This window comes from Micromonospora sp. NBC_00617 (assembly GCF_045161355.1).
Lineage (GTDB): Bacteria > Actinomycetota > Actinomycetes > Mycobacteriales > Micromonosporaceae > Micromonospora.
In genome coordinates this window covers 6,339,481-6,353,508 of sequence record NZ_CP107751.1, presented here as the reverse complement: position 1 = coordinate 6,353,508, position 14,028 = coordinate 6,339,481, and the positions used below count along the sequence as shown (strand labels likewise).

At 73.7% G+C, this 14,028-nt stretch carries 11 protein-coding genes and 1 pseudogene; 6 read left to right on the top strand and 6 right to left on the bottom strand.

Features of this window, described 5'->3' with window-relative positions:
- Window positions 1-9 precede the first annotated feature (9 nt).
- A pseudogene (locus OG505_RS29445) lies at window positions 10-441 on the top strand (aminotransferase class V-fold PLP-dependent enzyme); the annotation flags it as partial.
- Between the two features lie 173 nt (window positions 442-614).
- On the opposite strand, the gene OG505_RS29440 reads toward OG505_RS29445, so the two are convergent.
- Window positions 615-1,817 carry an FUSC family protein gene (locus tag OG505_RS29440; protein WP_405434799.1) on the bottom strand — a complete coding sequence of 401 codons (1,203 nt, stop codon included), beginning with the start codon at window positions 1,815-1,817 and terminating at the stop codon, window positions 615-617.
- Window positions 1,818-1,955: 138 nt separating this feature from the next.
- On the opposite strand from OG505_RS29440, the gene OG505_RS29435 reads away from it, so the two are divergent.
- Complete coding sequence (locus OG505_RS29435) at window positions 1,956-2,612, top strand: metal-dependent phosphohydrolase (RefSeq protein WP_405429280.1); 657 nt, start codon at window positions 1,956-1,958, stop codon at window positions 2,610-2,612.
- Here the strand turns inward: OG505_RS29435 and OG505_RS29430 are convergent.
- Complete coding sequence (locus tag OG505_RS29430; protein WP_405429279.1) at window positions 2,584-2,868, bottom strand: DUF4031 domain-containing protein; 285 nt, start codon at window positions 2,866-2,868, stop codon at window positions 2,584-2,586. The genes OG505_RS29435 and OG505_RS29430 overlap by 29 nt on opposite strands.
- 56 nt (window positions 2,869-2,924) lie before the next feature.
- On the opposite strand from OG505_RS29430, the gene OG505_RS29425 reads away from it, so the two are divergent.
- Window positions 2,925-4,325 (top strand): FAD-binding oxidoreductase, encoded by a 1,401-nt coding sequence (locus OG505_RS29425; protein ID WP_405429278.1) that lies wholly within the window; start codon window positions 2,925-2,927, stop codon window positions 4,323-4,325.
- 10 nt (window positions 4,326-4,335) lie between these two features.
- On the opposite strand, the gene OG505_RS29420 is transcribed toward OG505_RS29425, so the two are convergent.
- On the bottom strand, window positions 4,336-4,872 hold the full coding sequence (locus OG505_RS29420; protein WP_405429277.1) for a hypothetical protein: 537 nt from the start codon (window positions 4,870-4,872) through the stop codon (window positions 4,336-4,338).
- A gap of 89 nt (window positions 4,873-4,961) precedes the next feature.
- Window positions 4,962-6,776: a glycerol-3-phosphate dehydrogenase/oxidase gene (locus OG505_RS29415; protein WP_405434797.1), complete on the bottom strand. Its 1,815-nt coding sequence runs from the start codon at window positions 6,774-6,776 to the stop codon at window positions 4,962-4,964.
- Window positions 6,777-6,965: 189 nt separating this feature from the next.
- On the opposite strand from OG505_RS29415, the gene OG505_RS29410 reads away from it, so the two are divergent.
- The 3 genes from OG505_RS29410 (at window position 6,966) to OG505_RS29400 (ending at window position 10,901) form a co-directional block, all read left to right on the top strand.
- Window positions 6,966-9,593, top strand: a complete 2,628-nt coding sequence (locus OG505_RS29410) for a S8 family serine peptidase (RefSeq protein ID WP_405429276.1) — start codon at window positions 6,966-6,968, stop codon at window positions 9,591-9,593.
- Window positions 9,594-9,642: 49 nt separating this feature from the next.
- The gene (locus tag OG505_RS29405; RefSeq protein ID WP_405429275.1) at window positions 9,643-10,578 is read left to right on the top strand and encodes a GNAT family N-acetyltransferase; all 936 of its coding nucleotides are present in this window, start codon (window positions 9,643-9,645) and stop codon (window positions 10,576-10,578) included.
- A gap of 77 nt (window positions 10,579-10,655) precedes the next feature.
- Complete coding sequence (locus OG505_RS29400; RefSeq protein ID WP_405429274.1) at window positions 10,656-10,901, top strand: hypothetical protein; 246 nt, start codon at window positions 10,656-10,658, stop codon at window positions 10,899-10,901.
- A gap of 58 nt (window positions 10,902-10,959) precedes the next feature.
- On the opposite strand, the gene groL is transcribed toward OG505_RS29400, so the two are convergent.
- Both groL and OG505_RS29390 read right to left on the bottom strand, forming a co-directional pair.
- Entirely contained in the window at window positions 10,960-12,582 is a 1,623-nt protein-coding gene (groL, locus tag OG505_RS29395) for a chaperonin GroEL (RefSeq protein WP_387115009.1), read from the bottom strand.
- Between the two features lie 272 nt (window positions 12,583-12,854).
- On the bottom strand, window positions 12,855-14,012 hold the full coding sequence (locus OG505_RS29390) for a hypothetical protein (RefSeq protein WP_405429273.1): 1,158 nt from the start codon (window positions 14,010-14,012) through the stop codon (window positions 12,855-12,857).
- Between the last annotated feature and the right edge of the window lie 16 nt (window positions 14,013-14,028).

Below are 14,028 nucleotides of genomic sequence, written 5' to 3'. Positions count from 1 at the left end.
CTGCCCGCCCTGCCCACCGTCGCGCCCAAGCCGTCGGCGCCGCTCGACGTGCTCGGCGTACCCGGCGAGATCAACCTCGACTACGCGGCCACCGCGCCGTGCGCGCGGGCCGCGGCCGACGCGGTGACCGAACTGCTTCCCTGGTACGCCAGCGTGCACCGCGGCGCGGGAGCGCTGTCGCGGCGCTGCACCCTGGCCTACGAACGGGCCCGGCAGACGGTCGGCGACTTCTTCGGCGCCCGCGCCGACGACCACGTGATCTTCACTCGGAACACCACCGACGCCCTCAACCTGCTGGCCCGGGCGCTGCCCGCCGGCACGACCGTCGTCACCTTCGCGGGCGAGCACCACGCCAACCTGCTGCCCTGGCCACGCGGCTCGGTGCGCCTGCCAGTGCCCGCCGACCCGGCCGGGGCGGTCCGCGCTCTCGCCGCCGCCCTGCGTTGCGCGTCAGCATCGGCCTGGGCAGCACCGCCGCCCAGGTCGACCGGCTGCTCGCCGCGCTCACCGAGCTGGCCTGAGTCGAGCTGGCCTGAGTCGAGCTGGGCTGAGTCCCGCGCTGGGCTGAGTCCCGCGCTGGGCTGAGTCCGGCCCCGGACGCCCGCCGCCGGCGCTCAGCCGATGGGCGGGGCCGTGGGTGGCTTCGGCGCCTCCCCCGGCTCGGCCGGTTCGCCGACCGGCCGTTCCTGCTCCCCGAAGGCCGTCCGGATCCACCGGTTCGCCTCTTCCTGCTCGACCCCGGAGGCCACCAGCAGGTCACTCGCCGTGGTTCGGATCTGGGCGACCACGACACTCCCGGAGAAGCCGACTCCCGCCCCGTACGCCCGGCCGGCCTCGCTGACGGCCCGCAGCGAGCGCTCCCGTGCCTTCTGCGGCTCCTCGCCCGCCGCGAACTCGTGCTTGAGCAGCCGGACCGACTCGGCGAGGTGGCCGATGGCGTCCGGCATCGGATCCGGCACCGGCTCGTCGTCCTCGATCAGGGTGACGGACCGGCGGATCAGCGTGCCGCTGTTGCGCATCGCGCGGTCGATCGGGTCGGCCGCCTCCGCGTAGTGGGTCAGCTCGCCGCGGCGGTGCCAGCGGGCCGGCGACAGGGTGGCCGTCTCCTTCGCGCCCTCGATCGCCTCGGCCAGGGTGGCCAGCTCGTTCTTGTTGTTGCGCAGCCGCTCCAGGGCCCGCTGGATGCCGGCCCGATCCCGGTCGCGCAGCCCGTCGGCGGCGGCGTCGAGCTGGGCGGCGAGCAGGTCCAGCGCCGGTCGGGCGGCCCGGTTGATCACCCGGAGCGGGTTCAGCGGCAGCAGGACCGCCGTCACCAGCAACGCGATGCCGCCGCCGACAAACGCGTCGACGAAGCGCGGGATCTCCAGGTTCTCAGTGGATGGGCTCAACGTCACGATCAGCACCGCTGTGGCCGCCGCCTGGATGACGATGGCCACGCTCGCCCCGGCGAAGATGGTGAGCAGGATCGCCACCGTCACCACCAGGCCGAGCTGCCACGCGCCGGTGCCGAGGAAGTAGATCAGGAGGTCGCCGACGAACACCCCGACGCTCACCCCGGCGATCAGCTCGACGGTCCGGCGGAACCGCTGCCCGACCGACGCGGCAAGCGTGCCGACCGCGGAGATCGGCGCGAAGACCGGTTGCGGGTTGCCGAGCACCTTGTGCGAGATGAGGTACGCCAACCCGGCTGCCAACCCGGCCTGGACGGCCAGCCCACCCGCCATCCGCACCCGGTGCAGACGGTCATGCAGGGTGGCCCGGCCCCGCTGCCGCAGTTGCTGAGTGGCCTCGGCGATGCGCGCCCCGTCGACGTCCACCAGGCCCTCGCGCAGCGGGGTACGCCGCACCACCGGAGGTTTTTTGTCCCGGGCCACCGCCATGGGCGCGACTACCCGTGGCGGACCCCCTGAATCCTCCCTGCCGCGTACCGCGCCCCGATACGGCAGACTCGGGCGGTGGCCGATCTGCTGGACCGGTGGCGGGCGGCGGTCCGTGACGCCGGAGCGAGACCCGACGAGCGCTCCACCCAGGCCGGAAAGGAGTTGCTCGCCCGGTGGCGGGAGCCGCACCGGCACTACCACACGGTGACGCACCTGAGCGTCGTCCTCGATGTGGTGGACCGGCACGCCGCGCTGGCCGACCGGCCCGACCTGGTCCGGTTGGCCGCCTGGTGCCACGACGCGGTCTACGACCCGCGGGCCCCGGGCGACACCAACGAGCGGGACAGCGCCGCGCTGGCCGGGAACCTGCTCACCGGGCTCGGGGTGCCGGCGCCCGCGGTGGCCGAGGTGTGCCGGCTGGTCCTGCTCACCGCCGGGCACGCCGTGGGCCCCCGCGACCGCAACGGCGCCCTGCTCTGTGACGCGGACCTCGCCGTGCTGGCCGGGCCGCCGGCGGCCTACGACCGCTACGCGGCGGCGATCCGGCGGGAGTACGCGCACGTGCCCGAGTCGGCCTTCCGAACCGGACGGGCCACCGTGCTCACCGGGCTGCTGGCACTGCCCGCGCTGTTCCGGCTACCGCCGCTCGCCGACCGGTGGGAGCAACCAGCCCGCGGCAACCTGCGCCGTGAGCTGGCGGCACTCAGCGGGCCGCCGACGGACCCGGTTTGACCAGGTGCTTCGGGCGACGCAATCCCGCGTCGCGCAGCAACCGGACGAGTTCCCGGCTCGGCACCACCCGGGCCCCGAGCCACACCGCCGCCGTGAACCGGTCGGCCGGGATGTCGTAGTGGTCCCGGTCGAAGCCGCGCCGGGGTGCGCCCAGCGCCTCGGCGAAGGCGTGCAACTCGGCGTAGGAGACGTCGCTGATCAGGTGCGACCAGAGTCGACCGCGCCACGGCCAGGCCGGTCGGTCCAGGTAGAGCATGGTGCCCAAGCTAGCCCGCGTTGATGATCGGTGGTCGGCGACCTAGCCTCGGCGGCATGGCCCCCACCGGACTCCTCGACGACCTGCGCGCCGCCCTGGGCGAGAACGCCGTGCTCACCGACCCGGACCTGCTGCGCGTGCACCAGCGCGACGAGGCTGACCTCTGCGCGGCCGGCGTCCCCCTCGTGGTGACCCGCCCGCGCGGCACCGAGCAGGTGGTGGCGGTGATCCGGGCGGCGGCACGGCACGGCGTACCGGTGGTGCCGCAGGGCGCACGGACCGGGCTGGCCGGCGCGGCGAACGCGGTGGACGGCGCGGTGGTGATCAGCACCGTCGCGATGGACGAGATCCGGGAGATCGACCCGGTGAGCCGTATCGCGGTGGTCCAGCCCGGCGTGGTCAACGCCGCGCTCGCCGCGGCGGTCGCCGAGCAGGGACTCTGGTACCCGCCGGACCCCGGTTCCTGGGAGTCGTCCACGATCGGCGGCAACGTGGCCACCAACGCCGGCGGCATGTGCTGCGTGAAGTACGGCGTGACCACCGAGTACGTGCTCGGCCTGGAGGTGGTGCTCGCCTCGGGCGAGGTGCTGCGCACCGGGCGGCGTACCGCCAAGGGGGTGGCCGGTTACGACCTGACGCGGCTCTTCGTCGGCTCGGAGGGCACCCTCGGGGTGATCACCGAGGTGACCGTGGCGCTGCGGCCGGCCCCGGCCGACTCGCTGACCCTGGTCGCGGTCTTCGGCTCCACTGCGGCGGCCGGCACGGCGGTGGCCCAGATCGCCGCGCGGGGCCTCACGCCCAGCCTGCTGGAACTGCTGGATCAGACCCACCTGCGGGCGATCGAGGCGTACCAGCCGATGGGGTTGCGGACCGACGCGCAGGCCCTCTTGCTGGCTGCCGCCGACACCGGCAGCCGGGCGGGCGACGACCTGGCGGCCCTGGCCGAGGTGTGCGAGGCGGCCGGCGCCGAGGAGGTCTACGCGGCCACCGACGCGCTGGAGGCGGCGGCGCTGCTGCAGGCTCGCCGCCTCGCCCACCCGGCGATGGAGAAGTTCGCCGCCGACACCCACCCGGATGGCAGCGGTGGCCTGGTGATCGACGACGTGGCGGTGCCGCGGGGCGCGCTCGCCGCGCTGCTGGACGGGGTGGCCCGGATCGCGGCGGACTGCGACGTGCCGATCGGTGTGGTGGGGCACGCCGGGGACGGCAACATGCACCCGAACATCGTCGTCGACCGCGCCGACCCGGCGAGCGTTGAGCGGGGCCGGCGGGCGTTCGACGAGATCATGCGGCTCGGCCTGGCCCTGGGCGGCACCTGCACCGGCGAGCACGGTGTGGGGCTGCTCAAGCGGGACTGGCTGGCGGCCGAGATCGGCCCGGTCGGCGTCCGGGTGCATCAGGCCATCAAGGCGGCGCTGGACCCGGCCGGCCTGCTCAACCCGGGCAAGGTGCTCTGAGGGGGCTACGTCAGCCCTTGACCTCGGCGGGCGTCGCCTGGGTGAGCAGCAACAGAATCTCCCCCGCCACCGTCGGGCGTTCCTCACCCGGGCAGTCCTGCGAGGTGATCAGCCCGGACGAGGTGAGCAGGCTGGACGTCAGCGCGTCGATGCAGGTGGTCCGGTACCGCCGGACCTGGTCGGTCTCCTCGGCGAGCCGGGGGTCGGCGAGCAGCACCTGGAGGCGTTCGGTCTGCTCCGCAGCCAGCCTGCCCCGGGAGGTGACCCCGTCGCCGGCACAGTCGAGGCACTGCCACGAGCCGTCCCGCTCGACGCTCAACGTGCGCAGCGGGGCGTCGGCGCCGAGCCGTTGGATCAGACTGACCTGGCCCGCGGCGACCGTCGTCGGGATGTCGGGTGCCGGCACACCGGCGGCCGAGCCGGCCGGCGGTTGGGCGACCGGCGCGTCGGCGTCGTCGCGGCCGAACAGCGAACACCCGGCCAGGGCGACGGCGAGCGCCACGGCAAGCAGGGGGGTGAGGAGACGGGGGCGCGCGCGGTACAGCACGCGCGGAAACCTACCCCACCGTAGGTAGCGTTCGAAACCACCATCCGGGCCGGTATCGATAGTTACCACTCGGTAACGTCACTTTTCGGTCATCGTGGCGTCGGGCGCAGCTCGGCCTGGTCGTCGTCACCCCGGTCCGCCGCGTAACCCCGTACGTCCGGTGCGCCGAGTCGGGCCGCGTCCGCCCCGGCGTCGTCCGGCATCAGTTGGGACTGCCGCTCCGCCTCCACCCGCGCGCGGTAGTTTTCGACCTCGCGGGCGCTCCTCGCCGCGTCCCACCCGAGCACCGCACCCATCAGCTCGGCGGTGTGCTCGGCCGACTCCAGGCCACGGTGGCTGGTCTCGAAGGAGATCCTGGTCCGTCGGGTCAGCACGTCCTCCAGGTGCAGCGCACCCTCGGCCCGCGCCGCGTAGGCGACCTCCGCCGCCAGGTACTCCGGAGCACCGGCCAGCGGGGACGCCAGCAACGGATCGGCGTCGATCAGCGCCAGCAGGTCGAGCGTGAGGGTGCCGTACCGCTCCAGCAGGTGCTCCACCACGCCCACCGGCACGCCGTGCCGGCGGGCCAGGTCGGCCCGGTCGCGCCACATCGCCGGGTAGCCGTCCGCGCCGAGCAGCGGCAGGTCGGCGGTACGCGACGCGCGGGCGCCACCCAACCGGCGTACGGCCCGGTCGACAACGTCGGACGCCATCACCCGGTACGTCGTGTACTTGCCGCCGGCCACCAGCAGCAGCCCGAGCATCGGCTCGAACACGGCGTGCTCGCGGGAGAGCTTCGACGTGGAGTCGGCCTCACCAGCCAGCAACGGCCGCAGCCCGGCGTAGACGCCCTCGATGTCGGCAGTGGTCAACGGCCGGTCCAGCACGGTGTTGACCTGCTCCAACAGATAGTCGATGTCGCTGGCCGAGGCCGCCGGGTGGGATCTGTCCAGTCGCCAGTCGGTGTCCGTCGTGCCAATGATCCAGTGCCCGCCCCACGGGATGACGAAGAGCACCGACCGTGCCGTACGCAGGATCAGCCCCGTCTCGCCGGTGATCGCCGAGCGGGGCACCACCAGGTGCACCCCCTTCGAGGCGCGCACCCGGACGCCGGGCCGCAGGCCCACGTCGTTGAGCATCCGGGACATGTCGTCGCTCCACACACCGGTGGCGGCGATGACCGTGCGGGCCTGCACCTCGAACTCGGCGTCCGGAGACCCGGCGGGCGCCTCCAGGTCGCGGACCCGTACGCCGGTGACCTCCCGCGCCTGGCGGATCAGCCCGACGGCACGGGCGCTGCTCACCACGGTGGCGCCGAGGCTGGCCGCGGTGCGGGCCAGGGTGACGACCAGCCGGGCGTCGTCGACCTGCCCGTCGTAGTAGCGGATCGCCCCGGCCAGCGCGTCGGCCCGCAGGCTCGGGAAGATCCGCCGGGCCCCCTCGCGGGTCAGGTGCCGGTGCAGCGGCATGCCCCGGCCCCCGCCGAAGAGACCGGCGAAGGCGTCGTACGTCGCCACGCCCGCGCCGTAGTACGAGCGGCGGAAGATCCGGGCGGGCAGGTCCCGCAGGCCCCGGCCGGCCGGCAGCGGCACCAGGAACGGCACCGGGCGGACCAGGTGCGGCGCGAGCCGGGTCGCCAGCAGGCCCCGCTCGGTCAACGCCTCGTGGACCAGGTGGAACTCCAACTGCTCCAGGTAGCGCAGCCCACCGTGGATGAGCTTGCTGGATCGGCTCGACGTGCCCGAGGCGAAATCGCGGGCCTCGACGAGGGCCACCTTCAGGCCCCGGGACGCCGCGTCCAGGGCGGCGCCCGCACCGGTCACCCCGCCTCCGATGACCAGCACGTCGAAGCGCTCGGCGCGGAGTCGGCGCAGGTCGGCCGTACGGCGAACCGGCGAGAGCTGCCCGGCGACGGATCGGGAGATGTTGGGGTCACGCACCCATCCACCGTAACCGCCGTGCCAGCCGGTCGGCATTCGCCGCCCGCCCCGCCTCCGTTTCGCGTCGACCCGCCGGAGATCTTGGACAGTTTCCGTCAGCGGCTGACGGAAACTGTCCAAGATCTGCGCGGTTCTTCGATTCGAGACTGCTCGGGGTGGTCGTAGGGTTTCCGGATGCATGGTCAACCTGCGCATCCCGGGCTCGGCGACCGCAGCTCCCCGTGGCCGGTGGTCGCGGCCGTGTTCGTCGGCTGCTGGATCGTGGCGGTCACGGTGGCCACCCAGACCGGTGGCTGGCTCACCGATCAGGTGCTGCTCAGCTTCGGACGAGACCGGGTGGGCTGGCTCTGGCCGGTGCTCGGCCTGACCGTCGTCGTGTTGGTGGGCACGCCCGCCCTGCTGCTGGCCGTACTGCCCCGGTCGACCACGGTCCGGGCCACCGGGCGGGTGTGGCTGGTCGGGGCGCTCGCGCTCGGGGTGCTCACCCTGCTGCGGGTCGTGCCACCGGCGCACCACGAGGCATACCTCGCCGCGCTGGCCGCCGCGGCATCGCTCAGCGCGCTCACCGTGGCCTGGTCGGCGCGACGATCGCCCGGCTCGGACGTCGGCACCGCTTCCGACGCCACCGCGTCGTGGGCCGGCGCTGCGACGCCGAACGGCGACGCCACCCCAGCTCAGGCCGCCGAAGGCCCGGAGTCGAGCGCCGATGCCGCATCGTCGGCCGTCGGAGGCCCGGAGCCGGTCCGGGGACAGCGTGGATCGCGCCGGCCCGGGCCGGTGCCGCTGCTCGCGGTCGCCGCCGGGCTGGCGCTGCTGCTGCCCTGGGCCTGGCTGGGCGCGCTCGGCGGACTGCTGGAGACCGTCCTCGCGGGCCTGGCGGCCGCCTCGCTGGGCATGCTGGCGGCGGTGCTGTTGGACGCCACCTTCTGGTCCCGGTTCGCGGTCGGCCGGCCGCCCCGGCCGGCCCGCCTGGTGCTGGTCGGTGGCCTGGCGGCCGGGGTGGCGCTGCTGCTGCTCGCGGCCGGGACGGGCCAGTCCGGCGCGCAGTTGCCCGCCCTGCTGACGCTGCCGCCGACGGGCTTCGCGCTGGCCGCGCTGTACGCCGCCGCCTGGAGACCGACCGCCGACCCGGCCGCGACCTGGCGGCCCACCGCCGACCCGGCCGCGACCTGGCAGTCCACCGCCGTCCCGGCCGACGTCGCACGCGCCGGCCGGACGGCGACCGGCTGGCTGGTGGGCCTGGCCGCGCTCGGCCCGCTGGCCTTCACCGACCCGGAAGAGATCACCCTGCTGCTGATCGGCACCCGGGACGTCCCGTTCTGGGTGGCGGCCGCCGCCGGGGCCGGCCTCGCCGTCGCGGTCCTGGTCGCCATCGGGTACGCGGTGCTGCTGGCCCGCCCGACGGCACGCACCCCGAGTCGCCGGGTCGCCGCGCTGGCCGCGGCGGTCCTGCTGGTGACCGTGGGTGTCGTCGACGTCGGACCCGGCCAACCCGGCCTGTACGGGGAGCGGCTGCTGGTGGTGCTGCGCGAGCAGGCCGACCTGGGCGGCATCCCGGCCGGCGCTCCCGGGCAGGCCGGACGGGACGCCCGGGCGGCGGAGGTCTACCGGCGGCTGGTGACGACCGCCGACCGCAGTCAGACCGACCTGCGCCGCACGGCGGGGCGGCTACGACTCGATCCGGTGCCGTACTACCTGGTCAACGCGGTCGAGGTGGATGGCGGCCCGGCCGTACGGGCCTGGCTCGCGCGGCGACCCGAGGTGGCTCGGGTGCTCCTCAGCCAGCGCCTGCGGCCTCTGCCGGCCCCGGCAGGGCAGAGCCGGGGCACCGCGCCGGCGCCGACCGGCCCGGAGTGGAACATCCTTCAGCTCGGCGCGGACCGCGTCTGGTCCCAGCTGGGGGTGACCGGCAAGGGGATCGTGGTCGGCAGCTCCGATTCCGGCGTGGACGGCGGCCATCCGGCGCTGCGGGCCGGGTTCCGGGGCGGGGACGACTCCTGGTACGACCCGTGGGACGGCACCCGGACGCCGAACGACCAGGGCGGGCACGGCACCCACACGACGGGCAGCGCGGTCGGGCGGGACGGCATCGGGGTGGCGCCGGACGCACAGTGGGTGGGCTGCGTCAATCTGGACCGCAATCTGGGCAGCCCGGGGCACTACCTGGACTGCCTCCAGTTCATGCTGGCGCCCTTTCCGGCCGGCGGTGATCCGTTCACCGACGGCCGGCCGGAGCGCGCCCCGCAGGTGCTGACCAACTCGTGGGGCTGCCCGGCGATCGAGGGCTGCGACCGGGAGGCACTGCTTCCGGCCACCACGGCGCTGGACGCCGCCGGGATCTTCGTGGTCGCCGCGGCCGGCAACACCGGTCCGTGGTGCGCGTCGATCGACGACCCGCCCGCTCCGTACGCGAACGTGCTGACCGTCGGCGCGGTGGACGCGCAGCGGCGGGTGGCCGAGTTCTCCTCACGCGGGCCGGTGCCGGGTGGCACCGGCAAACCGGACGTGCTGGCGCCCGGGGTGGGCGTGGTGTCGGCCATGCCCGGCGGCGGGTACGCGGCGCTGGACGGCACGTCGATGGCGACCCCGCAGGTGGCGGGAGTGGTCGCGCTCATGTGGTCGGCGAACCCGGCGCTGATCGGGGACCTGACCAGGACCCGGCAGATCCTGCGGGACACCGCGACGCCGGCCGAGCCGACGTACCGTTCCGACAACCCCACCGACGCCTGCGGCGGCCCGGCGAACGTCACGGGCGCCGGCCAGGTCGACGCGTACGCAGCCGTTCGCGCCGCCCGGGGGTGAACGAGGGCGGGGCTGGTCACCGCCACCAGGTGATCTAGGGTCGGCGACCATGGACGCCGAGATCACCGTCGCTGAACTGAGCCCCGACCTCGCGCCCACCGTGGCGCGGTTCTGCGCGCAGGCGCTCGACCTGCCCGAGGACGCCGCCGAGGCGGCCGCCATCGTGGACGTGCTATGGACCCGGGCCGCTGCCGACTGCGCGGTGGTCGGGCTGGGCGCGTACCGGGGGAACGACCTGGTCGGGGTGCTGCTCTGCTCGGTGTCACAGACCGAGGTGGGCATCGGGCACGTGGACCTGGTCGCGGTGCTCCCCGACCAGCGCCGCCGGGGGGTGGGCCGCGCGCTGCTGTCGCGCGCCGAGCAGACACTCGGCCAGCGCGGCGTCACCGAGGTGCTGCTGGCCGGGAATCCGCCGTACTACGCCTGGCCGGGCATCGACGTGCGGTACACGCCGGCGGTGTGCGCCGCCCTGGCGCTCGGCTACCACCAGGACCGGACCGCCTGGAACATGACCGCGGACCTGTCGTACGACGAGTCACCGGCCCTGCGGTCCACCCAGGCCGCGGAGCAACGGCTGGCTGGGCAGGGCGTCACGGTACGCCGGGCGGAGCCCGCGGACCTGCCGGCGCTGGCCGCGTTCGCCCGGTCCACCTTCGGTGGCGCCTGGGACGGCGAGCTGGCCGGGTCGGTGGGCCGCGCCGGGGCCGGCTGCCACCTGGCGGAGCGGACCGGCGAGGTGCTGGGCTTCGCCGCCTACGGGTCGTCCCGGCCGAGCTGGTTCGGGCCGATGGGCACCGCGCCCTCCGCCGAGGGTTCGGGCATCGGTGGGGTGCTGCTGCGACGCTGCCTGCGTGACCAGCGCGCGGCGGGGGTGGACCGGGCGCAGATCGGCTGGGTGGGGCCGGTGCCGTTCTACTCGGGCAGCGCGGGTGCCCGGATCGAGCGGGTCTTCTTCCTGTACCGGCGGACCCTACCGGTGACGTGAGAGGGCAAATGGGACATGAATCCATTCGCCCGCATGGGCCATCGACGCCCCCTACCGTTTCGGTAGAGGAGGCAGCCATGACCACGGATGACGACCAGACCGAGGACGGCCCGCCGATCACCTGGAAACCGGTCGGCGAACTGCCCGGCCAACTCCCGTTCGACCGGCTCGACTACGGCGACGCCGAGCAACTGGCCGAGATGACCACCGACGGCGAACCGCTGGCCGAGGAACCGCAGGAGATGGTGGACGCGCCGATCCAGCTGCTCCCGCCGTACGACCGGGCCCAGAAGCGCCGCAACCAGCGCACGCTGCCCACCTGACGACGAACGGGGCGGACCGCGTCAGCGGCCCGCCCCGTCCGGTGTGTCGGAACTGGACTCAGAAGTCCATGTCCCCGCCACCCGGGCCAGCCGGGGCAGCCGGGGTCTTCTCCGGCTTGTCCGCGACGACGGCCTCGGTGGTGAGGAACAGCGCGGCGATCGACGACGCGTTCTGCAGCGCCGAACGGGTCACCTTGGCCGGGTCGATGATGCCCGCGGCCAGCAGGTCGACGTACTCGCCGTTGGCGGCGTTGAGGCCGTGACCCGCTTCGAGGTTACGGACCTTCTCCACCACGACGCCGCCCTCAAGGCCGGCGTTGACGGCGATCTGCCGCAGCGGGGCGTCCAGCGCCACCTTGACGATGTTGGCACCGGTCGCCTCGTCGCCGACCAGGTCCAGCTTGTCGAAGGCGGTCTTGCCGGCCTGCACCAGCGCGACGCCACCACCCGGGACGATGCCCTCCTCGACGGCCGCCTTCGCGTTGCGAACGGCGTCCTCGATGCGGTGCTTGCGCTCCTTGAGCTCGACCTCGGTGGCCGCGCCGACCTTGATCACCGCAACGCCGCCGGCCAGCTTGGCCAGCCGCTCCTGCAGCTTCTCGCGGTCGTAGTCGGAGTCGCTCTTGTCGATCTCGGCCCGGATCTGGTTGACCCGCCCCTGGATCTGCTCGGCGTCACCGGCACCGTCGACGATGGTGGTCTCGTCCTTGGTCACCACGACCTTGCGGGCACGGCCCAGCATGTCGACGCCGACGGCGTCCAGCTTGAGGCCGACCTCCTCGCTGATGACCTGGCCACCGGTGAGGATGGCGATGTCGGCGAGCATGGCCTTGCGGCGGTCACCGAAGCCCGGCGCCTTGACGGCGACCGACTTGAAGGTGCCCCGGACCTTGTTGACGACCAGGGTGGCCAGGGCCTCGCCCTCGATGTCCTCGGCGATGATCAGCAGCGGCTTGCCCGACTGCATGACCTTCTCCAGGATCGGGAGCAGGTCCTTGACCGACGAGATCTTGCTGTTGACGATCAGGAGGTAGGGGTCGTCGAAGACGGCCTCCATGCGCTCCGGGTCGGTCATGAAGTAGGCCGAGATGTAGCCCTTGTCGAAGCGCATACCCTCGGTGAGCTCCAGCTCCAGCCCGAAGGTGTTGCTCTCCTCGACGGTGATGACGCCTTCCTTGCCGACCTTGTCCATCGCCTCGGCGATGATCTCGCCGACGCTGGTGTCACCAGCGGAGATGGAGGCGGTGGAGGCGATCTGCTCCTTGGTCTCGACGTCCTTGGCGAGCTTGGAAAGCTCCTCCGAGACGCTCGCGACCGCGGCCTCGATGCCCCGCTTCAGGGCCATCGGGTTGGCGCCGGCGGCCACGTTGCGCAGGCCCTCGCGAACCAGGGCCTGGGCCAGGACGGTCGCCGTCGTCGTGCCGTCACCGGCGACGTCGTCGGTCTTCTTGGCGACCTCCTTGACCAGCTCGGCGCCGATCTTCTCGTACGGGTCCTCGAGCTCGATCTCCTTGGCGATGCTCACACCATCGTTGGTGATGGTGGGGGCACCCCACTTCTTCTCGAGCACGACGTTGCGGCCCTTGGGGCCGAGGGTCACCTTTACGGCGTCGGCGAGCTGGTTCATGCCCCGCTCGAGGCCGCGGCGCGCCTCTTCGTCGAACGCGATCATCTTGGCCATACGGCGTTGTCCTCCTGGACACTCACGGGCCACCCGAGATGTGTCCCCCGGATGGGCCGCCTGGTGTACGCACCTTGGGACGTCGCCACCTGGCGACGACGACGTCCTTCGGCCGGGCCGGATAGCCCGCGACGACCGGCCATGTGCCGCCCCGGCGTCTCCACGCCCGGGCAACCTGGCCCCACCGTCCCGACCATTGGCACTCACGGTATGCGAGTGCCAATGACTTGTTTAGCACTCTCACCTGCCGAGTGCAAGCACGATGGACCCGTTCAGCCGAGTTCCGCAGCCAGTGCGGCCCCGTTCACCGGCGCCTCATGGGCCCGTTGCTCGGCGTACGTGATCAGCAGACCGATCAACTGGGCGAGGTGGGCCGGCAGCGCCAGCACGGCCGTGACACCGATCACCGCCACCACTCCGACCGCGGTGCCCGGGGACGCGAACGGGTCCGCACCGATCCCGGTGGTGCCCACCGACTCCAGGACGCCCGGAACCACGGTGCCGACGATCACAGCCCCGCCCACCAGGGCGACCCGGCCGAGCAGCAGCCCGAGCCGGGCGTGGAACATCCCGAACGACCGGCCGATCGGGTTCTGCCGCTCGAACAGGTAGACCGGACCGGCCAGGCTCAACGCGAACGCCAGATAGATGCCCGGCAGGACGCAGAAGCAGACGCCGACACCGATGAGCACGCTGACCAGCAACGTCCAACCCCACAGGCCGAGCGCGCGGCGCAGGCCGTACCGCAACGCCGCATCGAGGCTGGCGGGCCGGCCGGTCGCCTGCTGGGTGATCACCCAACTGCCGGCGGCCCACCCCACCGCCTGCACCAGACCGATCAGCAGGCTGCCGCCGACCAGCACGGCGACGAGGGTTGCCAGGGTGGCGGCGAAGTTGTCCGGCAGCCCGGCCGCCGGATCCATCTCGGCCTGCGCCTCCCAGCCGGGCGACGGGTCCATACCCAGCGAGATGACCGAGAGCACCGCGGCCGGCAGGACCTGCGTGAGCAGCATGATCGGCACCAACTGCCGCCAGCCCCGGCGCAGCGCGCCCCCGCACCGCTCGAACCAGGCCCCGACGCCGGCGCCGGGCGGAGTGACCAGGGCGTCGTTCGGATCGAACCCGTGACCCGGCGGGTACCAGCCGACCGGCGCCCCCGGATACCACGGCTGCCCACCGTAGGGGCCCACCCCGGGCGGGTAGCCGCCGGTCGGCGGATAGGCCCAGCCCTGCGGCGGGGCACCGGCCGGACCCCAACCCGGCGGCGGCCCGGCCGGCGGACCCCAGCCGCCCGTCGCGGGGTCCCAACCGGGCGGCGGCCCGGCCGGTGACGCGCCCGGGGCCGCGCCGGAGATGGGTGAGGTGGGGTCGGACGGGCCCGGCTCACCCGGCCCGGAGGGCGTGGTGGGTGGGGGCGACTGGTCGGTCATGAACCCTCCTCAGCAT